Annotated in this window: 20 protein-coding genes; 12 read left to right on the top strand and 8 right to left on the bottom strand. The window is 61.6% G+C overall.

Annotated features, from left to right (window positions below; translation table 11 throughout):
* Positions 1–85: 85 nt before the first annotated feature.
* Entirely contained in the window at positions 86–1,102 is a 1,017-nt protein-coding gene (locus BS630_RS05555) for a polyprenyl synthetase family protein (protein WP_077976591.1), read from the bottom strand.
* A 108-nt stretch (positions 1,103–1,210) separates the two neighbouring features.
* On the opposite strand from BS630_RS05555, the gene BS630_RS05550 reads away from it, so the two are divergent.
* Both BS630_RS05550 and BS630_RS05545 read left to right on the top strand, forming a co-directional pair.
* The gene (locus BS630_RS05550; RefSeq protein ID WP_003545870.1) at positions 1,211–1,438 is read left to right on the top strand and encodes a putative signal transducing protein; all 228 of its coding nucleotides are present in this window, start codon (positions 1,211–1,213) and stop codon (positions 1,436–1,438) included.
* A 6-nt stretch (positions 1,439–1,444) separates the two neighbouring features.
* Positions 1,445–2,215: a tRNA1(Val) (adenine(37)-N6)-methyltransferase gene (locus BS630_RS05545; protein WP_077976590.1), complete on the top strand. Its 771-nt coding sequence runs from the start codon at positions 1,445–1,447 to the stop codon at positions 2,213–2,215.
* A 29-nt stretch (positions 2,216–2,244) separates the two neighbouring features.
* On the opposite strand, the gene BS630_RS05540 is transcribed toward BS630_RS05545, so the two are convergent.
* Positions 2,245–3,585 (bottom strand): Nramp family divalent metal transporter, encoded by a 1,341-nt coding sequence (locus BS630_RS05540; RefSeq protein ID WP_077976589.1) that lies wholly within the window; start codon positions 3,583–3,585, stop codon positions 2,245–2,247.
* A 185-nt stretch (positions 3,586–3,770) separates the two neighbouring features.
* On the opposite strand from BS630_RS05540, the gene BS630_RS05535 reads away from it, so the two are divergent.
* Together BS630_RS05535 and BS630_RS05530 are read left to right on the top strand one after the other, a co-directional pair.
* Positions 3,771–4,631, top strand: a complete 861-nt coding sequence (locus BS630_RS05535; RefSeq protein ID WP_077976588.1) for a S49 family peptidase — start codon at positions 3,771–3,773, stop codon at positions 4,629–4,631.
* A gap of 18 nt (positions 4,632–4,649) precedes the next feature.
* Positions 4,650–4,841, top strand: coding sequence for a membrane protein (locus BS630_RS05530; RefSeq protein WP_020048688.1), 192 nt, complete (start codon positions 4,650–4,652; stop codon positions 4,839–4,841).
* A gap of 367 nt (positions 4,842–5,208) precedes the next feature.
* Here BS630_RS05530 and BS630_RS05520 read toward each other — a convergent pair whose 3' ends face one another.
* The gene (locus BS630_RS05520) at positions 5,209–6,042 is read right to left on the bottom strand and encodes a helix-turn-helix domain-containing protein (protein ID WP_231285461.1); all 834 of its coding nucleotides are present in this window, start codon (positions 6,040–6,042) and stop codon (positions 5,209–5,211) included.
* Positions 6,043–6,089: 47 nt separating this feature from the next.
* On the opposite strand from BS630_RS05520, the gene BS630_RS05515 reads away from it, so the two are divergent.
* Positions 6,090–6,626: a peroxiredoxin-like family protein gene (locus BS630_RS05515; protein WP_026264966.1), complete on the top strand. Its 537-nt coding sequence runs from the start codon at positions 6,090–6,092 to the stop codon at positions 6,624–6,626.
* A gap of 139 nt (positions 6,627–6,765) precedes the next feature.
* Here BS630_RS05515 and BS630_RS05510 read toward each other — a convergent pair whose 3' ends face one another.
* Genes BS630_RS05510 through BS630_RS05500 form a run of 3 tightly spaced genes read right to left on the bottom strand, consistent with a single transcriptional unit; the run spans position 6,766 to position 8,272 of the window.
* Positions 6,766–7,359: a DNA-3-methyladenine glycosylase I gene (locus BS630_RS05510; protein WP_077976586.1), complete on the bottom strand. Its 594-nt coding sequence runs from the start codon at positions 7,357–7,359 to the stop codon at positions 6,766–6,768.
* A 4-nt stretch (positions 7,360–7,363) separates the two neighbouring features.
* Positions 7,364–7,651: a YciI family protein gene (locus BS630_RS05505; RefSeq protein WP_077976585.1), complete on the bottom strand. Its 288-nt coding sequence runs from the start codon at positions 7,649–7,651 to the stop codon at positions 7,364–7,366.
* 12 nt (positions 7,652–7,663) lie between these two features.
* Positions 7,664–8,272, bottom strand: coding sequence for a TetR/AcrR family transcriptional regulator (locus BS630_RS05500; protein ID WP_077976584.1), 609 nt, complete (start codon positions 8,270–8,272; stop codon positions 7,664–7,666).
* A gap of 377 nt (positions 8,273–8,649) precedes the next feature.
* On the opposite strand from BS630_RS05500, the gene BS630_RS05495 reads away from it, so the two are divergent.
* The 7 genes from BS630_RS05495 to BS630_RS05465 all read left to right on the top strand — a co-directional run bounded on the left by BS630_RS05495 (position 8,650) and on the right by BS630_RS05465 (position 17,806).
* Entirely contained in the window at positions 8,650–9,606 is a 957-nt protein-coding gene (locus BS630_RS05495; RefSeq protein ID WP_077976583.1) for a glycine--tRNA ligase subunit alpha, read from the top strand.
* Positions 9,607–9,745: 139 nt separating this feature from the next.
* Positions 9,746–10,297 (top strand): LemA family protein, encoded by a 552-nt coding sequence (locus BS630_RS05490; protein WP_077976582.1) that lies wholly within the window; start codon positions 9,746–9,748, stop codon positions 10,295–10,297.
* A 172-nt stretch (positions 10,298–10,469) separates the two neighbouring features.
* A complete protein-coding gene (locus BS630_RS05485) occupies positions 10,470–11,732 on the top strand; it encodes a 3-phosphoshikimate 1-carboxyvinyltransferase (RefSeq protein WP_077976581.1) in 1,263 nt (420 codons plus the stop codon).
* Positions 11,733–11,770: 38 nt separating this feature from the next.
* Positions 11,771–13,705, top strand: coding sequence for a DUF2207 domain-containing protein (locus BS630_RS05480; protein ID WP_077976580.1), 1,935 nt, complete (start codon positions 11,771–11,773; stop codon positions 13,703–13,705).
* Positions 13,706–13,770: 65 nt separating this feature from the next.
* Complete coding sequence (purD, locus tag BS630_RS05475) at positions 13,771–15,048, top strand: phosphoribosylamine--glycine ligase (protein ID WP_077976579.1); 1,278 nt, start codon at positions 13,771–13,773, stop codon at positions 15,046–15,048.
* Positions 15,049–15,147: 99 nt separating this feature from the next.
* Complete coding sequence (locus tag BS630_RS05470) at positions 15,148–15,609, top strand: plant virulence effector HPE1-like domain-containing protein (RefSeq protein ID WP_077976578.1); 462 nt, start codon at positions 15,148–15,150, stop codon at positions 15,607–15,609.
* A 373-nt stretch (positions 15,610–15,982) separates the two neighbouring features.
* Entirely contained in the window at positions 15,983–17,806 is a 1,824-nt protein-coding gene (locus BS630_RS05465) for a methyl-accepting chemotaxis protein (protein ID WP_077976577.1), read from the top strand.
* Between the two features lie 80 nt (positions 17,807–17,886).
* On the opposite strand, the gene BS630_RS05460 is transcribed toward BS630_RS05465, so the two are convergent.
* Together BS630_RS05460 and glyS are read right to left on the bottom strand one after the other, a co-directional pair.
* Positions 17,887–18,375 carry a 2-thiouracil desulfurase family protein gene (locus BS630_RS05460; RefSeq protein WP_077976697.1) on the bottom strand — a complete coding sequence of 163 codons (489 nt, stop codon included), beginning with the start codon at positions 18,373–18,375 and terminating at the stop codon, positions 17,887–17,889.
* Between the two features lie 299 nt (positions 18,376–18,674).
* Positions 18,675–20,789: a glycine--tRNA ligase subunit beta gene (gene glyS / locus BS630_RS05455; protein WP_077976576.1), complete on the bottom strand. Its 2,115-nt coding sequence runs from the start codon at positions 20,787–20,789 to the stop codon at positions 18,675–18,677.
* Positions 20,790–20,922 lie beyond the last annotated feature (133 nt).

Below are 20,922 nucleotides of genomic sequence, written 5' to 3'. Positions count from 1 at the left end.
ACCAGTTGCGATCACTGATTCATAACAGGATGGCTTTTTTGAAGCGGCGCTGCAAGAAAATCAGCCTGCGATCAAGGACGTTTGATCAATTGACGCGCTCGATGCAGAAGTCGATCACTTCCATCAGGGCGGATTTCCAGACCGTATCGGGAAGGGGCGCAAGCGCATCGCGCGCGATCGTGCCGTAATGGATCGCGCGGCCGATCGTGTCGCCGAGCGTGCCGTATTTGGTGATCAGTCCCAGCGCTTTTTCGAGGTTGGCGTCGGTGCTGTTGCCGGCCTCGATTGCATCGCGCCAGAAGGCGCGCTCATCCTCAGTGCCGCGGCGATAGGCGAGAATGACCGGCAGGGTGATCTTGCCCTCGCGGAAATCGTCGCCGACATTCTTGCCAAGATCGGCGGCCTTGCCGCCGTAGTCGAGCGCGTCGTCGACCAGCTGGAAGGCGAGCCCGAGATTCATGCCGTAGGATTTCAGCGCATTGCGGCCGGACCGGCCGGCCTTGGCGACGATCGGCCCGACTTCGGCGGCGGCGGCAAAGAGAGCGGCCGTCTTGGCGCGGATGACCGAGAGATAATCGTCCTCCGTCGTCTCCATGTTCTTGGCGACGGAAAGCTGCAGCACTTCGCCTTCGGCGATCACGCAGGCGGCTGAAGACAAGACGTCCAGCGCATCGAGCGAGCCGACATCGACCATCATGCGGAAGGCCTGGCCGAGCAGGAAATCGCCGACCAGCACGCTTGCCTGGTTGCCCCAGATCATCCGCGCCGTCGATTTGCCGCGGCGCAGATCGCTTTCGTCGACGACATCGTCATGCAGTAGCGTTGCCGTGTGCATGAACTCGACCGATGTGGCGAGCTTGACGTGATTTTCGCCCCGGTAGTCGAACAGCGATGCGGAAGCCAGCGTCAGCATCGGCCGCAGCCGCTTGCCGCCGGACGAGATCAGATGGTTCGCCACTTCGGGGATCATCTGCACGTCGGAGCCGGCCTTGGAGAGAATGAGCTGGTTTACTCGCTCCATATCCGCCCTGGTGAGATCGACCAGCGGCTTTATGGATGCCAGTTTGTTTTTGCTTTCTTCAAGCGGTATGACCACGCCCAACGACCCGGACTCCTATTCATTCATTGCACCTGACAATAGAAAGGGGCGATGGACGCGGCAAGGGGTGAATTGTCGCGCTGAGCGAAATTGAAAGGAAAACGACGGCAAATGCATGAGCTTATCCGCGCCAACGACCCCGTTCTTCTCTCCTATGCCGAGAGTTTGATGAAGGATGCCGGGATTCACTGCTTCATCGCCGATCAGGGCATGAGCGTGCTCGAAGGCTCGCTCGGCATGCTGTCGCGCCGCCTGCTGGTGGATGAGGAGATGGCCGATCAGGCGCGCCGCATCCTCACCGATGCCGGTCTCGGCGGCGAGCTGCGCGAGCGGAAGTGAGCTCCGATGACCGCCACTGACACTGTCGATGCCTTTCATCGCGGCGGCTTCCATGTGGTGCAGCCGAAGGGCAGGGGCCATCGCTCCGGCATGGATGCGATGCTGCTTGCGGCTCTGGTCGCCGACGATCGTCCGGTCAGGGTTGCCGATCTCGGCGCCGGCGCGGGCGCTGCCGGCCTTGCCGTCGCCTCGCGCCTTGCCGATGCAGAAGTGGTGCTTTTCGAACGCTCGGCCGAGATGGCCGATTATGCCCGCCGCAGCATCCTCTTGCCCGACAATGCCCATATCGCCGGCCGCGTCAGCGTCGTCGAGGCCGATGTGACGCTGACCGCCAAGGCGCGCAACGATGCGGGGCTCACCGATGAGAGCTTCCACCACGTCATCATGAACCCGCCGTTCAATGACGCCGGCGACCGGCGCACGCCGGATGCGCTGAAGGCCGAAGCCCATGCGATGACCGACGGCCTGTTCGAAAGCTGGATCCGTACGGCGGGCGCCATCATGATATCAGGCGGGCAATTGTCGCTGATCGCCCGGCCGCAATCGATCGCCGAGATCATCACGGCCTGCGGCCGGCGCTTCGGCGGCATCGAGATCACCGCCATCCATCCGCGCCCGGGCGAAAATGCCGTGCGGATCCTGGTGACAGCGATCAAGGGATCGCGGGCGCGGCTATCGCTGCGTGCGGCCCTCATCATGCACGAAGAGGGGAGCCACAAGTTCTCCCCTCTCGTCGATGATTTCAACAATGGCCGGGCGGCCTATGCCAGGCTTTAGGCTGGCTTCAGACTTTTCCTGAAAATGCTTCAGCCGGTGACGAAGTCGAGGAGCAGCTTGACGTTCAGCCCGGCAATCACGATCGCGATCAGATAGGCGACACCACTCAGCCAGCGCGGCGCCACGAGCTCGCCCATCTTGGCCTTGTTGGCGGTAAACATGACAAGCGGGAAGACGGCGAAGGAAAGCTGCAGGCTGAGCACCACCTGGGTGAGGATCAACAGCTCCGCCGTGCCCTGGTCGCCATACCAGATGGTGACGATCGCTGCCGGCACGATGGCGATGGCACGGGTAATCAGCCGGCGCACCCACGGCCTCAGCCGGATCTTGAGGAAGCCTTCCATGACGATCTGGCCGGCAAGCGTTGCCGTTACCGTCGAGTTGAGACCGCAGCACAGAAGCGCGATGCCGAACAGCGTCGGCGCGATGGCGAGACCGAGCAGCGGCGACAGCAGCGAATAGGCATCGCCGAGTTCGACGACGTCGGTCCTGCCGTGCGCATTGAAGGCGGCGGCCGCCAGGATCAGGATCGAGGCATTGATCAGCAGCGCGAAACAGAGCGCGACCGTCGAGTCGATCGTCGCAAAGGTCAGCGCCTCCCTCTTTTCGGGAACCGTATGGCCATAGGCCCGCGTCTGCACGATGCCGGAGTGGAGGTAGAGATTGTGCGGCATGACGGTCGCGCCGAGAATGCCGAGCGCCAGGTAGAGCATCTCGGGATTGGTGACGATCTCGGTCGTCGGGAAGAAGCCGGTGAGAACCGCGCCCCATTGCGGGTCGGCCAGCAGGATCTGCACGCCGAAGCAGACCGCGATGACGCCGAGCAGCGCGATGATGAAGGCTTCCACCCAGCGGAAACCGAGCTTCTGCAGGAAGAGGATGACGAAGACGTCGAGCGCGGTGATCAGCACGCCGAGTTCGAGCGGGATGCCCATCAACAGGTTGAGGCCGATCGCCGTGCCAATCACCTCGGCGATATCGGTGGCGATGATGGCGATTTCCGCAAAGGCCCAGAGCGGCAGCGAGACATATTTCGGAAAGGCGTCGCGGCAGGCCTGCGCGAGGTCGCGGCCGGAGGCGATCGCCAGGCGCGCGCAGAGCGATTGCAGCACGATCGCCATCAGGTTGGAAAGCAGCGCGACGGTGAGCAGCGCATAGCCGAATTTCGAGCCGCCGGCGAGCGAGGTCGCCCAGTTGCCGGGGTCCATGTAGCCGACGGCGACCATGTAGCCCGGCCCGGCGAAGGCCGCCGCCCTTCGCCACATCGAGCTGTGACGCCCGGTTCCGACGGTGCGGTAGACATCCGACAGCGACGCTTCTCCGCGTTCGTGCCGCCAGCCGCTCTTTGTATTCGGATTGAGCACGTCCATGCGATTTCCACCTGTTTTATCGTGCACGCACTATGACGAGTTAGAATGATAATGCAAGTCATTCGCAACAACAAATTCACACCCGATGTTCTCAGGCCCAACGTTTTCAAGAACGCAGCCATTGCGTTTGCCGTTCCAGCGCATACATGGGTGACGATCGTGCGACCCGAAGCGAAGGATGGGAAATGGCCGGATTGTTGAGAAAACTGATGCCGAAACGGTTCCGCAAGGACGGCATCACCATTCCGGTCGTTCGCCTGCAGGGGACGATCATCAGTGGCGGTGGCCAGTTCCGGCCGACCCTCAACCTTGCCAATGTCTCTCCGGTTCTGGAAAAAGCCTTCGCCATGAAGGACGCACCGGCAGTCGCCATCTCCATCAATTCGCCGGGCGGCTCGCCCGTGCAGTCGCGCCTGATCTTCACCCGCATTCGCGAGCTCGCCCGCGAGAAGCAGAAGAAGGTTCTGGTCTTCGTCGAAGATGTCGCCGCCTCGGGCGGTTACATGATCGCGCTCGCCGGCGACGAGATCATCGCCGACGCCACCTCTATCGTCGGCTCGATCGGCGTCGTCTCCGGCGGTTTCGGCTTTCCCGAGCTCTTGAAGAAGATCGGCGTCGAACGCCGGGTCTATACGGCGGGCGAAAACAAGGTGATCCTCGATCCTTTTCAGCCGGAAAAGGAAAAGGACATCGAGTACCTGAAGAGCCTGCAGCTCGAAATCCACCAGGTCTTCATCTCCATGGTGCGCGAGCGGCGCGCCGGCAAGCTGAGGGACGATGCGGCGGTGTTTTCCGGCCTGTTCTGGAGTGGCACGCGCGGCCTTGAACTCGGCCTGATCGACGGCCTCGGCGACATGCGCCAGGAACTGAAGCGGCGCTACGGTCAGAAGACCAAGCTGGAGCTCGTCTCCGCCGGCCGCGGCCTGTTCGGCCGCCGGATTCCCGGTGTATCTCCTGTGACACTCGAAGGTGCCGCATCCGGTCTCGCGACGGGGCTTGTCGAAGCGGCGGAAGAGAGAGCATTGTGGAGCCGGTTCGGGCTTTGAGAGGAGCAAGAGAGGGGCATGGCACAGCTTATTACGATCCTGGTCCTGGTTTTCTCAGCCTGGTGGCTCTACCGCCGCTTCGTCTCCGATGCCCGCAAGCTCGCCGAAAAGTCGCGCCGCGCTGAAAAGGAGCGCCAGACCGGCGCGATCGGCACGCTGGTCAAGGACCCGGAGACGGGGGAATACCGGCTGAAGCGCGAGGGAGAATAAGAGGCCTCTTAACTCATCTGCCTCTCATCCGGCAGCGGCTCCGCAGTACGCAGCGTAGGGCGGGCTTGGAACCCCCTCTGTCCTGCCGGACATCTCCCCCACTAGGGGGGAGATCGGCATGGGGAAATGTCTCGGCTTTCAGGACTGCTCCGCGCAGGCGCTTCGTTATTTGGGGAAACCCTAGCCACTTGCCGATCTCCCCACCTATGGGGGAGATGCCCGGCAGGGCAGAGGGGTATTCCGGAATTATGGGGCAGATGCCACCAACCGATAACGATGCGGTGTTGGCAGCTTTGCGCCCCAGAAGCGGACGGTTGAAGATTTCCGATCAGCGGCTGGAATGACCCGAAGCAGTCGCTCGAGGAGGCTACGATCCATGTTCTGTGGCCTGCATCGAAACCTGCCTCCCGAGAGATGGCCAGTCCCCAAATTTCCGAAAGTAGGCGCGGGAGAATGCTGCGGCACTGCCGAAGCCGACTTGCCGTGCCACCGTCTTCACCGTCGCCCCTTTGGACAGCTTCCGTCGGCCAATGACCAAGCGCCATCCCGTCAGGTAAGCCTGGGGCGTTGTGCCAACCACGTCGCGAAAAAGAGCCATAAAATGGCTTCGTGACATCCCGGCCTCCGCAGCAAGGTCTTCGATGTTCCAAGCGCGAGTCGGAGCATCATGCATAGCGACTAATGTCCGGTGTAATGAGGGGTGGGACAGGCCTGCCAGTAAGCCAGGTCCGGTTGCACCGCGGTCGATCGCTGTCCGCAGAATAAGCAAAACCATCACTTCGCAGAGGCGGTTGAGGGCCGCGCTGCGCCCGCAACGGGATTCCAAGGCCTCCGCCAGGAAAGCGGCTGTCGTGTCCCGAAGGGTTGGAATGTCGTTGATTTCGACCAGAACTTGATCCGGCAGCGCGTTCAAGAGCGGGTTGTGTACCCCCTCGAAATCGACCGTTGCTGTTACCAAAGCTGGCGGTTCAGGGATCGTGTCGCCGCGTAGGCAAAGGATGATCTTTTCCGCACGTCCCCCCGGTTCGCCGATTACAAATAGCCTCGCTTGTCTGTCGTTGGCCCGCGTCGGTTCTAGCGAGGCTTTCAGCTCGAACGTGTCGAAGAAGGCTGAGAGGCGATCCACTTTCGGAAGGAGTTTCGGATTCTTGATCATACTTTCAGGACCATTGACGGCCCTGACTATGGAATATTGAAGCACCAACGTCAACTTGGGCGTCGGAAGCGTCATACAAGCGGAGTTGATCGATGTTAGTCCCGAGAACACTGGCCCCTCATTTGACCGTCAAAACCCTCCAGCACGGAGAGTTCGATCTCACCCGCGAAAAGCCATCGCTTATGACGCTCGTGTGCTTTTACCGTGGTCTCCACTGCCCGGTCTGCGGAATCTATCTCAAGGAGCTGGAGCGGATGACGCTATCCTTCGACGAGCGCGGAGTCAGTACAATCGCCATAAGCTCTGACGGGGAAGACCGCGCCCGGCAAATGGCCGATAAGATTGGTGCTGAGCACTTGCGTATCGGCTTCGGTCTGCCTTTAAGCGTGGCACGGCAATGGGGCCTCTACATTTCATCCTCGCGCGGAAAAACCTCAATCGGCATCGAGGAGCCCGAACTGTTTTCCGAGCCGGGGGTCTTCCTGATCAAGCCGGATCAAACGGTCTATTGGCTCTCGGTGCAATCCATGCCATTCGCACGACCAAATTTCGTCGAGATGGTGCAAGCTTTGGATTTCGTCATCAAAAACGACTACCCGGCACGAGGTGAATATACCGGCGAGGTTTAAGTCCGGTTGGCGGCCCTGGAACGCTGGAATGCAGCTCTAGAGCATGATGCCGAAAAGTGTGAGCGGTTTTCGGACGACATCATGCTCTAACCATTTAATTTAGAACAGGATTCAGATTTCAGGCCGACCCGGCCTGAAATCATCCTGTTCTAGCCGCCTCGGCCCTGTCTCGGAATACGCAGCCTTCGGCGTGATCATTGATCAGTCCCATTGCCTGCATGAAAGCATAGACTGTGGTGGGGCCGACAAATGACCAGCCGCGCTTCTTCAGGTCTTTCGACATGGCGATGGACGCGGCTGAGGTGGATGCAGTCTGCGGAGCAGCAAGCTCTGTCGCCTTCGGTTCGAAGCGCCAGACATAGGCGGCGAGCGACCCCTCCTGCTTCACTAGTTCCTGGGCACGCTGCGCGTTGTTTATGACCGCCGCGATCTTACCGCGATGGCGCACGATGCCATCGTCCCGGAGCAGGCGCATAATGTCGGCCTCCGTGAATTTCGCGATGCGGTCAAAGTCGAAACCGAGAAAGGCAGCCCGAAAATTCTCGCGCTTGGACAGGATAGTGCGCCAGCTCAAACCGGACTGGAAGCCTTCGAGGCAGAGCTTCTCAAATAAACGGTGATCATCATCTACCGGGAAGCCCCACTCGGTGTCGTGATAGGGCATGAACTCCGGAGCGGCTGCGCACCAGCGGCAACGCGGCTGCCCATCCGGGCCGAAGATCGTCGCGCTCACTTTCTCACGCCCTAAGAAAGGCCAAGCGGTCGTCGGTGCGGCCCGGTGCAATTTCAAGAATGTCTGCGCCTACGACACCCCCCACAACGAAAGGATCTTGCTGGAGCCGCATTTCGAGATCGGCGCGGGATGTGTTGTGGGCGAGAACCGCTCCGCCCGCACTTTGCTGAAGGCTTCCGGTAAGGAGGAAGATACCATCGTCAAAGCCCTGTTTGATCCAGGCATTATGCCCTTCCATAAGGGCGGAGGCTCGGGCCTTGTTGGCGGAGAATTTAAGTGTAACGACGAACATACAGGGCCTCCTTCAGTAATTCTGGATGGAAACGGATTCGGGATGATCGGATAGATTGGGTCGCTGCACTGCCAACCATAGGCACATATCGTCGACTTCACGGCGGACGAAGGCTTCGTCGCGGAAGGCGGTCGCGAGTGCGGCGACGCCCTGGCTTCGCATCAGGATGTGCATGGCAAGCGCGTCGGCATCGGTCTCACGGCCAAGTGCGGCAAACTGGCGCGAAAGCCAATTGCGAAACAGAGTGAAAAGCTTGGTCGCCTCGTCCTTGGCAGTGTGGTCGAGTTTGGCGAGTTCGTTGCAAAGCGTGCCGACTGGGCAGCCAAAGGCCATGATCTTTGTCTGGTTCATGATGAGCATGTGGATGAAGCTTCTGATCCGTTCGCCGGGGGCTTCAGCCCCAGCCTCCCACGCATCTAGCATCGCCTTGGTCTTTGACAGACGCTGGGCGATCACCCCATCGAGAATCTCGTCTTTCGTCTTGAAGTGATAGTAGAAATTGCCTCGCGAAAGTCCGACGACTGCCGCAATGTCGGCGAAGGACGTCGCCTCGAATCCCCGCTCATAAAAAAGCCTGTCTGCAGCCTCAACAATCTGCAGTCGTGTGGTCGCTGCCCCCAAGTGCCCGGTTCTCCATCGCCATCGCTCACCGCGTAGGGCAATTGCCCTACAAAGCTCTTTAGGACGATTGTCCTAAAGACGTCAAGGGTGGACGTGAAGGTGACGGGATTCAGCAAGTGACTGCTATCCCCCAATGTAGACGCTCGACTATCGAGAGAAGCGACCGCTAGGGGCCAGGCAGAAAGCGGTCGTTGGTGGCATTTGCTGCATAATTCCGGGGTATTCCCCGCTGCACGCCGCCACAAGGGTTAGGGGAGGGGCGGCTAAGTCCTCTTCCATATCGGCTTTCGCCGGCTGTCCGCCGCAAACGTCTTGACCCCCGCCGCCCTCCATGGCACCTGTCGCGCCGATAAATCCCAAGCAATCGGTGCCGTTCGATGTCAGCTATTCCAGACCATATGAACCCGAAGCGCTCCTTCCAGGCGCTGATCCTGACCCTGCATAACTACTGGGCGGACAAGGGTTGCGCGGTGCTGCAGCCCTATGACATGGAAGTCGGCGCTGGCACCTTCCACCCGGCCACCACGCTGCGCGCCCTCGGCCCGAAACCGTGGAAGGCGGCCTATGTCCAGCCGTCGCGGCGCCCGTCCGACGGCCGCTATGGCGAAAACCCCAACCGCCTGCAGCATTATTACCAGTACCAGGTCATCCTGAAGCCAAACCCTGCCAATCTGCAGGAGCTCTATCTCGGCTCGCTGGCGGCGATCGGTCTCGATCCGCTTCTGCACGACATCCGCTTCGTCGAAGACGACTGGGAAAGCCCCACACTCGGCGCCTGGGGCCTCGGCTGGGAATGCTGGTGCGATGGCATGGAAGTCTCGCAGTTCACCTATTTCCAGCAGGTCTGCGGCATCGAATGCTCGCCGGTCGCAGGCGAACTGACCTATGGCCTCGAACGCCTCGCCATGTATGTCCAGGGCGTCGACAATGTCTATGATCTGAACTTCAACGGCCGCGACGGCGACGAGAAGATCAGCTATGGCGACGTCTTCCTGCAGGCCGAGCAGGAATATTCGCGCCACAATTTCGAATTCGCCAATACCGAGATGCTGCATCGCCATTTCGTCGATGCCGAGAAGGAATGCCGGGCGCTGCTCGATGCCGGAGCCCCCGGCGACAATGCCAACCAGCGCCTGCACAAATGCGTCTTCCCGGCCTATGACCAGTGCATCAAGGCAAGCCATGTCTTCAACCTGCTTGATGCCCGCGGCGTCATCTCGGTTACCGAGCGCCAGAGCTACATCCTGCGCGTGCGTACGCTCGCCAAGGCCTGTGGCGAAGCCTTCCTGCTGACCGACGCCGGCGGCGTCAACCTGGGCAAAGAAGCGGCATAACGCAACAGCTCGCCAGCCGTATCGTCCATATAAACGGCTGGTCGGGCACCCCGAATCCTCACGGATATCGGCGTTTGACGGCAGCCGGCAAAACCGCTTAGTCTCCGCCTCAACTTTACTTCGCTGCGGGGGATTCGCGATGTATATTGCGCTTGGCGTCATCGTTCTGGTCGCGCTCTATCTCGTCTTCGTCTACAACGGCCTGGTTCGCGCGCGGCAGATGGCGGAAGAAGCCTGGTCGGGCATCGACGTCCAACTCAAGCGCCGCGCCGACCTGATCCCGAACCTGATCGAGACGGTCAAGGGTTATGCCGCCCATGAAAAGTCGACGCTCGAAGAGGTGGTTGAGCTCCGCAACAAGGCGCAGGCCGTGCCATCAGGCGATGTCGCGGGCAGGGCGCAGGCGGAAGGGCTGCTTGGCCAGGCGCTCGGCCGGGTCATCGCGCTCGCCGAGGCCTACCCGGATCTTAAGGCCAATGAGAATTTTGCCGAGCTGCAGGCCTCGCTGGAAACCATGGAAGGCGAGCTGCAGATGGCGCGGCGTTATTACAACGGTGCCGCCCGCGACCTGAACGTCAAGGTCGAAAGTTTTCCGTCCAATCTCGTCGCCGGCCAGTTCGGTTTTGCCAAGCGGGAATATTTCGAAATCACCAACGAGGCCGACCGCGCCGTTCCCACCGTGAAATTCTGACGATCCGGCATTTTGCCTTTGCGAGAAAGCGATTAAGAGCAAGGGCAGATCGCGGCCGGCTAGAGCATGTCGCGCAAAAGTGTGCAGCGGTTTTGCGATAACGACATGCGCAAAACCAAAGACCTAAAGCGCGGCAAGCGCTTCAGGGTCGCCCTATGGACGGAAGAACAGCATGACACGCACAGCCAAACTCACGATCATCCCGCCGGGCAGGCCGCTTTCGGGCCGCGCCATGCCGCCGGGCTCCAAGTCGATTACCAATCGCGCGCTTCTGCTCGCCGGTCTTGCAAAGGGAACGAGCCGGCTGACCGGGGCGCTGAAGAGCGACGATACGCGTTATATGGCCGAAGCGCTGCGCGCCATGGGTGTTGCGATCGACGAGCCTGACGATACCAGCTTCGTCGTCACCGGCAGCGGCAGGCTGCTGGCGCCGAAAGCGCCGCTCTTCCTCGGCAATGCCGGCACGGCGACCCGCTTCCTGACGGCGGCTGCGGCTTTGGTCGACGGCACCGTCATCGTCGATGGCGACGAGCATATGCGCAAGCGCCCGATCGGCCCGCTGGTCGAGGCGATGCGCACGCTCGGCATCGACGTCACCGCCGAGACTGGCTGCCCGCCGGTCACCGTCAGGGGCACCGGCCGCTTTGAGGCCGACCGAATCCTGATCGATGGCGGCCTGTCCAGCCAATATGTTTCGGCGCTGCTGATGATGGCGGCCGGCGGCGACCGTCCTGTCGATATCGAACTCGTCGGTGAGGATATCGGCGCGCTTGGCTATATCGATCTCACGACGGCGGCGATGAAGGCCTTCGGCGCCAAGGTCGAAAAGACCAGTCCCGTCATCTGGCGCGTCGAGCCGACCGGCTACCGGGCCGCCGATTTCATCATCGAGCCGGATGCATCCGCCGCGACCTATCTCTGGGCGGCCGAAGTGCTGAGTGGTGGCAGGATCGATCTCGGCGTGCCGAACGATGCCTTCACCCAGCCGGATGCCAAGGCCTACGAGGCGATCGCCAAATTCCCGCATCTGCCGGCTGAAATCGACGGCTCGCAGATGCAGGATGCGGTTCCGACGATCGCGGTGCTTGCCGCTTTCAATGAGACGCCGGTCCGCTTCGTTGGCATCGCCAATCTGCGAGTCAAGGAATGCGACCGCATCCGCGCCCTGTCCACGGGGCTCAACAATATCCGCGCAGGCCTAGCCGTCGAGGACGGCGACGATCTGATCGTCCATTCCGATCCTGCTCTCGCCGGTCAGACGCTGCCGGCTGAGATCGACAGCTTCGCCGATCACCGCATCGCCATGAGTTTCGCACTCGCCGGGCTGAAGATCGACGGCATCACCATTCTCGATCCCGACTGCGTCGGCAAGACCTTCCCCGCCTACTGGCGGACACTGGCAGCACTTGGCGTGACCTATCAGGACCAAGATTGACGAAACACGCAGCCGAGGCTGCCGGCGGGGAGACAGGGATGGGGCGTCGGTTTTTCGGATTTTGCTTTGCACTCCTGTTGATGCTTGCCGCCCCCGCGGCCTTTGCCGCCGAGGTGATCGACAGTTTCGCCTCCGATATCACGCTCGACAAGAACGGCGCGATGTCGGTGACGGAGACGATCACCGTCAATGCCGAGGGAAATCAGATCAACCACGGCATCTTCCGTGACTTCCCGCTCTATTTCAGCGATGCCGCGGGCCGTCGCCGCAGCGTCGATTTCGATATGGTCTCGGTCCAGCGCGATGGCGAGGACGAGCCCTGGCACACCGAATCGATATCAGGCGGTATCCGCATCTATGCCGGTTCTGCCGATGTGACGGTAACGCCGGGCCGTCATCGATATGTCTTCACTTACAGGACCAATCGCCAGATCCGTTATTTCGACGATCATGACGAACTCTATTGGAACGTCACCGGCAATGGCTGGATCTTCCCGATCCGCTTGGCCACCGCGGCGGTGAAGCTGCCGCCCGGCGTCGGCGCGACGGAGACGATCTTCTTCACCGGCCCCGAGGGCGCGACGGGAAAGAATGCCCGCGTCAGCGAGACCGGCGCCGGGCTGGTCTTTTCCACCACCATGCCCCTTGGCCCCAACGAAGGCCTGACCTTTGCAATCCGCATGCCGAAAGGGTCGATCGATCCGCCGAGCGCGGACATGGAAAGCACATGGTGGTTGAAGGACAACCGCAATTATTTCATCGGCTTCGGCGGCCTGATCCTCGTTTTCGCTTACTACACCCGCTCCTGGCTGAAGGTCGGCCGTGATCCCGCCCGTGGTGTCGTCGTGCCGCGCTGGGACGCGCCTGACGGCATCTCGCCGGCGCTGGTCAACTACATCGACAATAAGGGCTTCTCCGGCGAGGGCTGGACGGCGCTGTCCGCCACCGCGCTCAATCTTGCCGTCCGCGGTTACGTCAAACTCGAAGACCTGAAGAATTCGATCGTCATCCAAGGCACCGGCAAGCCGCTCGGCAAGGAGAAGTTCCAGGCCGGCGAGATCGAATTGCTGAAGGTTGCCGGCGGTGCCGGCTCGTCCCTGACGATCGACAAGGCCAATGGCGAGCGGGTGAAGTCCGTCGGCCAGGCATTCCGCTCGGCGATCGAGAAGGAGCATCGCGGCAAATATTACAATTCCAACCTGATCTATACCGCAGGCGGCATCGCGCTCAGTGCCGCGGCCCTGGTGATCCTGTTCGTCTTCGGTTCGCTGGAGCCCGACACCATCGCGGTGATGCTGATCCCGATCGTCATCTCGGTCTTCGTTTCGGTCTTCGTCGCCGGCCTCGTCAGGTCGCTGCATCGCGGCAAGTCGCTGTTCGGCAAGATCATCGCCATCATCTCCGCCGCGATCGGCGTCTTCGTCGGCATCAGCATCCTGGCGACCATGGGGCTGGCGCTTGCCTCCTCCTTGGTGGAACTGCACGAAACGCCGATGCTCTTTGCTGTCGGCGGCATCGTGCTTTTGAACATCCTCTATTTTTTCATCATGGGCGCGCCGACCCCGCTCGGCGCCAAGATGATGGACGGCATAGACGGCCTGCGCCAATATCTGACGCTTGCCGAAAAAGACCGGATGAACACGGCTGGCGCCCCTGATATGTCGCCGCGGCATTTCGAGACGCTGCTGCCCTATGCGGTGGCGCTCGGCGCCGAAAAGCCCTGGTCGCGCACCTTCGAAACCTGGCTTGCGGCAGCTGCTGCCGGCGCGGCTGCCGCCTATGCGCCCGCCTGGTATTCCGGCAACTTCAACAGTGGCAGCTTCTCCGATCGCATAGGCGGCTTTTCCTCTTCGATGGCCTCGACCATCGCGTCGACAATTCCCGCGCCACCGCCGTCGAGCTCATCCTCCGGTTTTTCCGGCGGCGGCTCGTCCGGCGGCGGTGGTGGAGGCGGTGGGGGCGGGGGTTGGTAAGCTTTCCTGCTTGACCTTTCGGCCCCTGGCCCTTAACCGCCAGACAGAAAAGGAAAGGGTGGCGCATGAAGGTTCTGTTGATCGGATCGGGCGGACGCGAGCACGCACTCGCCTGGAAGCTGGCGCAATCGCCGTTGATGAGCGAATTCTATGCCGCACCCGGCAATCCCGGCATTGCCGAACATGCCATCCTCGTGCCCTTAAATATCGAGAATCACGACGCAGTCGCGGCCTTCTGCAAGGACAAGGCGATCGATTTCGTCGTCGTCGGCCCGGAGGCGCCGCTGGTTGCCGGCCTCGCCGACCGGCTGCGCGCCGATGGCCTGGCGGTCTTCGGCCCCTCCGCTGCCGCAGCCCAGCTCGAGGGTTCCAAGGGCTTCACCAAGGATATCTGCGCCCGCTACGATATTCCGACAGGCGCTTACCAGCGCTTCAACAATGGACCGAAGGCGAAAGCCTATATCCGCGCCGAAGGCGTGCCGATCGTCGTCAAGGCCGATGGTCTTGCCGCCGGCAAGGGCGTGACGGTTGCGATGACGCTCGATGAAGCCTTGGCCGCGGTCGACGACTGCTTCGAGGGCGCGTTTGGCACTGCCGGCGCTGAAGTCGTCGTCGAAGCCTATCTCGATGGCGAGGAAGCGAGCTTCTTCTGTCTCTGCGATGGCAAACATGCGCTGCCGCTCGCAACCGCCCAGGATCACAAGCGGGTGGGCGAGGGCGATACCGGCGTCAATACCGGCGGCATGGGCGCCTATTCGCCTGCGCCTGTGATGACTGCCGAGATGGTCGAGCGCACCATGAAAGAGATCATCGAACCGACGATCCGCGGCATGGCCGAGAGCGGACATCCCTTCTCCGGCGTCTTTTTCGCCGGGCTGATGATCACCAGGAAGGGGCCGGAGCTGATCGAATACAATGTCCGCTTCGGCGACCCCGAATGCCAGGTGCTGATGATGCGGTTGAAGAGCGATCTCCTGCCGCTGCTGCTCGCCACCGCCCACGGCACGTTGGATCAGGTCAACGCCGAATGGAGCGACGATCCGGCACTGACGGTGGTCATGGCCTCGAAGGGTTATCCCGGCGCCTACGACAAGAACACGCCGATCCTCTCCCTGCCGGATGCAGGCGAGGGCGAGAAGGTGTTTCATGCCGGCACGGGTCTGAAGGACGGCGCGCTGGTTGCGACCGGCGGCCGCGTGCTGAACGTCACCGCGTCAGGCGGCACGGTCGCCGAGGCCAAGGACCGCGCCTATGCGCTGCTTGACGAGGTGAGATGGGAAAACGGCTTCTGCCGGCGCGACATCGGTTGGCGGGCGATCGAGCGCGAAACCGGCTTGGAATGAGTATAAACCGCCGCGTTCTTTAAATTTTTACCCTTTCCCCTGACGGGATGGAAACAAAGCTGCGCTAATTTGCTCCCAAGATGAGACGGAGTAACTTTGATGCGTCAGATTTTCCTCGGTGCGGCAATCCTGCTGATGGCAGGCTCAGCAATGGCGTCCTCGATAGAGGTGGTTGGCAAGACCGCGCCGTCCGCTGAAGGCAGCATCGTCACCGAAAGCTGCGCCCATTGCCCGCCACTCCAGGCCGAGCTGACCAAGAGGGACTATACGGTGCCGGAGCTGAAGCCTGGCGTCCTCCAGGCGAGTGAAATCCGAGATGTCGGCGGCGAAAAGAAGATCTATCGTACCGAAGGCTGGATGGGCGGCTCGCCCGTCGTCTTCGTCAGCAAGGCGACCCCGGAAGCGATGCTTGCCGCGGCGCCTTCCGCCCCGCCTGTCGACGGCATCGACATGAATGCGACGACGGCGGCCGTCATCGGCGGCGACGCCAAGCCCGTTGCCGCCGGCATGGCGGAACAACCGGCAGCCCTTAACGTTTCCGAATTCAAGCTGCGTTTCTAAAGCATGTCGCGCAAAAGTGCGCGGCGCTTTAAAACCAAAATTCCCTGCCCCTGCCTGATCAAGGTTTCGATCGATTGGGGTTCCACCACCGGTGGACCGAATGCACCCTCGATGAGCAGCGAGGGTGCATTCTTGTTTTGATATGCTGAGATCCGGCGGTTTTGCTTTGTAAATTACCCCTCGATTTTTAGGGAAACTCGCGCCGCGAACAATAAAGTTAAAGCTTTTTTATAGGGTGAGCATCAAATTGTTCCTTACCCGGTCGCAGCATGTTTGTTTTAGCAGCGGTAGACGCGTCCTCTCTTTGGCGCGCTCGCACAGGCGGTAGAAAACCGCACCGGAATGCAGCCATCCATTCCCGTTGCGAGGCGTCATGAAAAATTTGAAGATATCGAAGCAGCTCATATTGCTGGTCGTCGGCCTGATGATCGCCTTTGCGATCGCCACCTCCCTGCAGATCCGCTCCTCGGTCGATGCGATCTACAAGGAGCGTTACGACATGCTGCGCGCCGAGGTTCAGTCGGCGGTCTCCGTTCTCAAGCTTTACCAGGCCAAGGTCACATCAGGCGAAATGACGCTGGAGGATGCCCAGAAGCAGGCCTACACCACCGTCAACGGGATGAAATACGATCCGGACGGCTATTTCTTCGGCTATAGCTACGACGTCCAGATGATGTTCCATTACGACGCTGCGAAAGTCGGGCAGAACCTGAAGGCGCAGCCGGACAGCAAGGGCAAGCTCTATCGCGAAGAACTGGTTAAGCTCGGGCAGCAGGGCGGCGGTCTCGTCGAATATTATTCCACCAGCAAACCGGGCCAGCCGGTCGGCGATTACCGCAAGACGGCCTATGGACAAGCCTTCGAACCCTGGAAGGTCGTCGTCGTCACCGGCGTCTATATGGACGATCTCGATGCGCAGATAAACAGCACGATCCTGACTGCACTGTCCGGCAGCATCGTCCTGTTCTTCCTTGCCATGGCCGCCGCCTACTTCGTCATCCGCGGCATATCGGGACCTCTCAACAACGTCCATGCCGCTCTGAAGGCTGTCGCCGAAGAGGATGTTTCGATCGCCATCCCGCATATCGGCATGAACAATGAAGTGGGCATGATGGCCAAGGCGACGCAGTCGCTGCAGGAAAAGATCAGGGAACGCCATGCGATGTCCGATCGCGAGGCGGCCCAACAGCTGGCGCTGGAAAGCGAGCGCGAAAACAATCTGCGCCAGCAGCAGGACGAAGCAACGCTGCAGGCGCGGGTGGTGACGACGATCGGCCAGGCGCTGGAGATGATCGCCCGCGGCGACCTCACTGTCCGCTGCGCCGATCTCGGCCAGAAATACGCCGCCCTTCGCGATAACTTCAACGATGCGCTGTCGCATCTCGAAGCCGCCATGGCCAAGGTCAGCGCCAAGGGCACCGATATCGGCACCAGCAAGGAAGAGATCCGCCGCGCTTCCAACGAGCTGTCGCAGCGCACCGAGCGCCAGGCCGCCAGCCTGGAAGAAACCTCAGCCGCACTCGATGAACTGACCGTCGCCGTCCGCCAGACCGCCGATGGCGCCCATGAAGCCAGCAAACGCGTCCACTCGGTCAGCACCGAGGCGACCCACAGCGATGCGATCGTCACCCAGGCGATCGAGGCGATGAGCGGCATCGAGAAGTCGTCGTCGGAGATCACCAAGATCATCGGCGTCATCGACGAGATCGCCTTCCAGACCAATCTGCTGGCGCTGAATGCCGGCGTCGAGGCAGCGCGCGCCGGTGAAAGCGGCAAGGGTTTTGCGGTTGTCGCCCAGGAAGTCCGTGAGCTTGCCCAGCGCTCCGCCGCTGCGGCCAAGGAGATCAAGGATCAGATCGCCCGCTCCTCCAGCCAGGTCGACCACGGCGTCCGTCTGGTCGGCGAGGCAGGCGAGGCGCTGAAGCGCATCTCCGACCAGATCAAAGCCGCCAATGAGATCGTCGCCAAGATCGCCCACAGCGCCTCCGAACAGGATACGACGCTGCGCTCGATCTCCTCGTCGATGAACCAGCTCGATGCCGCCACCCAGCAGAATGCCGCCATGGCCGAGGAGACCACGGCATCGGCCGAAACACTCGCCAGCGATACCGACGAGCTGATCGACCTCATCCGCGGCTTCCGCGTCAGTGGGGCCAACACAGCTACCGCTGCACATCAGGGTCGCCGCGCCGCATAAACGGCGCGGGAACAATAAGAAATTTTATCACCAAATTCTTAGCGGCCGTCGGTTCTCCGGCGGCCGTGCCATTTTGAAGTTCATTGCGCGATACGTTCGATCAACAGTTCGATCTCGCGATCGGAAAACACTTCGACGCCGGCTGCCTTCAGCGCCGCCGCCGTCACGCCGTTGCCGGTCTGCTTACGGCCGGAAAACGTGCCGTCATAAATGAAACCGGACCCGCAGGACGGGCTGCCGTCGATGAGCAGCGCATAATGGCAGCCGGCTTGCAGTGCGAGCGTCACGGCATTCTTGGCAGCCTGCAGGAATTCTTCTGTCACATCGGCGCCCGTCAGCTCGACAACCCGCGCCTTGCCGGCCAGCACCTCTTCGCCGGTTGCCGCCTCTGCGATCTCCGCGGGCGGCCGCGGCACCGTCATGCCTGCCGACATCTCGGGACAGATAGTCACCAGCCGGCCCTCGGCCCGCCAACGCTCGATCGCCGGGTGAAGCAACGGCTTCGCCCGCCCGTCATACCGAACGGCGTGGCCCATGAGACAGGCGCTGACGAGAATCTTGCTCTGCATGTCTCTTGAATAGCGCCGCGGCGGCGGCAATGCCAGCGTTGGATAGCCGCTCTTCAAGGGGTAACGACTGCACCAGCCCCTCATCCGCCTGCCGGCACCTTCTCCCCGCTCGCGGGGCGAAGGGGATAGCCGCAACCTCTCCGTTCCTCGCCCACCTCTCGTAGGGCACGTCCCCTCGCCCCGTTTACGGGGAGAGGGTTAGGGTGAGGGGCAGATGTTTTTGAGATGGCGCAACATCGGCGCCAAACGTATTTAATCCCAGCACCCACGTGGCAAGCGCCGCGTGCGTACTGGCAACATCACCCCGAAATCTTCGAGAAGTCCGCAACCGTTCCCGTCGCCTCGCGGATCAGTCGCAGCAGGGCGAGACGGTTGGCGCGGATGGCGGCGTCCTCGTCGTTGACGAGTACCTCTTCGAAGAAGCGGTCGACCGGGCCGCGCAGCTTGGAGAGCGCTTCCATCGCCGAGCGGAAATCCTCACCGGCAACGGCGTCCGAGGCATCCTTCGAGGCGCTGGAGATTGCGGTGAAGAGCTCCTTCTCGGCATCGAGCTTCAGAAGCGCTGGCGAAACGCCGTCGGCGATCACGGTGCCCTTCTTTTCCTCGGCGGCGAGCAGCTGCGTCGCGCGTTTGGTGCCGGCAAGCAGGTTCTTGCCGTCTTCCGAGGTGATGAAGGCCGTCAGCGCTTCGACGCGGCGCGCCACCATCAACAGGTCGTCGGCATCAGGCGTCAGCACGGCGTCGATCAGATCGTGGCGGGCGCCCTGGTCGCGCAGATAGACCTTGAGACGGTCGTGGAAGAAGGAGAGCAGGTCGCCATCCCTGGTCGTTGCCATCAGCGGCAGGCGGATCCTTCGCTCGAGCAGGATCCTGACGACACCGAGTGCAGCGCGGCGCAGCGCAAACGGATCCTTCGACCCGGTCGGCTTTTCGTCGATCCCCCAGAAGCCGATCAGCATATCGAGCTTGTCGGCAAGGGCGATGGTGATCGCCACTCTGTCCTCCGGCACGCGGTCCGACGGACCCTGTGGCTTGTAATGGTCCTCGATCGCTGCGGCAACGGAGGCACTCTCGCCCTGCAGCACCGCATATTTGCGGCCCATCAAGCCCTGCAGTTCGGGGAATTCGCCAACCGCTTCGGTGCGCAGATCGGCCTTGGCGAGCACGGCGGCGCGATCGGTGAGAGCCGCGTCGGCGCCGGTGATATCAGCCAATTCCTTGGCCAGCGTGCGGATGCGGGCGACGCGTGCGCCCTGCGTGCCGAGCTTGGCATGGAAGGTCACGTTGAGCGCATCGAGCTTGGCCATGCGCTGGTCGAGCGGCTTGTTGATGTCGAGGCCGAACTTTGCCGCCGAAGCCGTGAGCGTATCGAGATCCGGCAGATTGCCCTGGTCGCGCTTCCAGAAATGCAGCGCATCGGAAAGCCTTGCCCGCACCACCTTGCCGTTGCCGTGTACGATTTCCTTGCCGCCGTCGCTTGCCTGGATGTTGGAGACGAGGATGAACTTGTTCGACAGCGTCTCGCTGCCGCTCGCGCGCGTCACGAAACATTTCTGGTTGGTCTTGATCGTCAGCCGGATGATTTCGGAGGGGATCGAGAGATAATCCTCCTCGAAACTGCCCATCAGCACCTGCGGCAATTCGACGAGGCCGGAGACTTCTTCCAGCAGACCTTCGTCTTCCACCAGCTCCAGCCCGTTGGCAAAGGCGATGTCGCGGGCATCGTGCAGGATGATGTCCTTGCGTCGCTCGGCGTCGAGGATGACCTTCGCCTTTTCCAGGTTCGCCGCATAATCGTCGAAGCGCCGCACGGTGATCGCCTCGGGCGCATGGAAGCGATGGCCGTAGGTGATGTTGGAAGCGGTGATGCCGTCGATCTCGAAGGGGATGACGGTAGTCTCTTCATGCTCCGGGCCGAAGGTACAGACGATCGACTGCAGCGGCCGCACCCAGCGCAGGGCGCCGGGCTTCGACGAGGCCTTGCCCCAGCGCATCGATTTCGGCCAGGGAAAATCGCGGATGATGCCGGGCATAATATCGCTGACAATCTCTTCCGTCGCGCGGCCGGGCTTGGAGATGACCGCGACGTAGAAATCGCCCTTCTTCGGATCGCTCACCACCTGCGCCTCGGAAACCGAGGAAAGCCCGGCGCCGCGCAAAAAGCCTTCAATCGCCTTCTCGTTGGCGTCGGTGCGCGGTCCCTTGCGTTCCTCGCGCACATCGGCGGAGCGTGCCGTCAGGCCATGGATGTCGAGCGCAAGCCGCCGCGGCGTCCAGTATTCGCGTGCGCCCTCGTAGGACAGACCCGCTTCGACAAGCGCATCGGTGACGAGCTTCTTCAGGTCGCCGGCAGCCTTGCGCTGCATGCGGGCCGGAATCTCTTCGGAGCGGAGTTCGAGAAGAAGGTTTGGCATGTCGAATTTCCTTGCCTCCCGCGACAGGGGAGGGATGGCATAGGCGCCGGTTCAAAACGTTGCTTCTGCTAGCAAAGAATGGCGCATCTGCACAACCGCAAAATCGCCGTCTTTCCGGCCTGCTTATCCTGTG

Source organism: Rhizobium laguerreae (assembly GCF_002008165.1).
Classification (GTDB): Bacteria; Pseudomonadota; Alphaproteobacteria; order Rhizobiales; family Rhizobiaceae; genus Rhizobium; species Rhizobium laguerreae.
Note: the sequence above shows the minus strand (reverse complement) of the source record. Positions and strands in the feature narration are given on the sequence as shown.

Excerpts from the sequence above, each read along its gene's own strand:
- BS630_RS05545 (WP_077976590.1), top strand. The coding sequence starts at position 1,445 with ATGACCGCCACTGACACTGTCGATGCCTTTCATCGCGGCGGCTTCCAT.
- purD (WP_077976579.1), top strand. The coding sequence starts at position 13,771 with ATGAAGGTTCTGTTGATCGGATCGGGCGGACGCGAGCACGCACTCGCC.
- BS630_RS05540 (WP_077976589.1), bottom strand. The coding sequence starts at position 3,585 with ATGGACGTGCTCAATCCGAATACAAAGAGCGGCTGGCGGCACGAACGC.
- BS630_RS05530 (WP_020048688.1), top strand. The coding sequence starts at position 4,650 with ATGGCACAGCTTATTACGATCCTGGTCCTGGTTTTCTCAGCCTGGTGG.
- BS630_RS05550 (WP_003545870.1), top strand. The coding sequence starts at position 1,211 with ATGCATGAGCTTATCCGCGCCAACGACCCCGTTCTTCTCTCCTATGCC.
- BS630_RS05505 (WP_077976585.1), bottom strand. The coding sequence starts at position 7,651 with ATGTTCGTCGTTACACTTAAATTCTCCGCCAACAAGGCCCGAGCCTCC.
- BS630_RS05490 (WP_077976582.1), top strand. The coding sequence starts at position 9,746 with ATGTATATTGCGCTTGGCGTCATCGTTCTGGTCGCGCTCTATCTCGTC.
- BS630_RS05460 (WP_077976697.1), bottom strand. The coding sequence starts at position 18,375 with ATGCAGAGCAAGATTCTCGTCAGCGCCTGTCTCATGGGCCACGCCGTT.
- BS630_RS05485 (WP_077976581.1), top strand. The coding sequence starts at position 10,470 with ATGACACGCACAGCCAAACTCACGATCATCCCGCCGGGCAGGCCGCTT.
- BS630_RS05470 (WP_077976578.1), top strand. The coding sequence starts at position 15,148 with ATGCGTCAGATTTTCCTCGGTGCGGCAATCCTGCTGATGGCAGGCTCA.
- BS630_RS05495 (WP_077976583.1), top strand. The coding sequence starts at position 8,650 with ATGTCAGCTATTCCAGACCATATGAACCCGAAGCGCTCCTTCCAGGCG.
- BS630_RS05465 (WP_077976577.1), top strand. The coding sequence starts at position 15,983 with ATGAAAAATTTGAAGATATCGAAGCAGCTCATATTGCTGGTCGTCGGC.
- glyS (WP_077976576.1), bottom strand. The coding sequence starts at position 20,789 with ATGCCAAACCTTCTTCTCGAACTCCGCTCCGAAGAGATTCCGGCCCGC.
- BS630_RS05480 (WP_077976580.1), top strand. The coding sequence starts at position 11,771 with ATGGGGCGTCGGTTTTTCGGATTTTGCTTTGCACTCCTGTTGATGCTT.
- BS630_RS05535 (WP_077976588.1), top strand. The coding sequence starts at position 3,771 with ATGGCCGGATTGTTGAGAAAACTGATGCCGAAACGGTTCCGCAAGGAC.
- BS630_RS05515 (WP_026264966.1), top strand. The coding sequence starts at position 6,090 with ATGTTAGTCCCGAGAACACTGGCCCCTCATTTGACCGTCAAAACCCTC.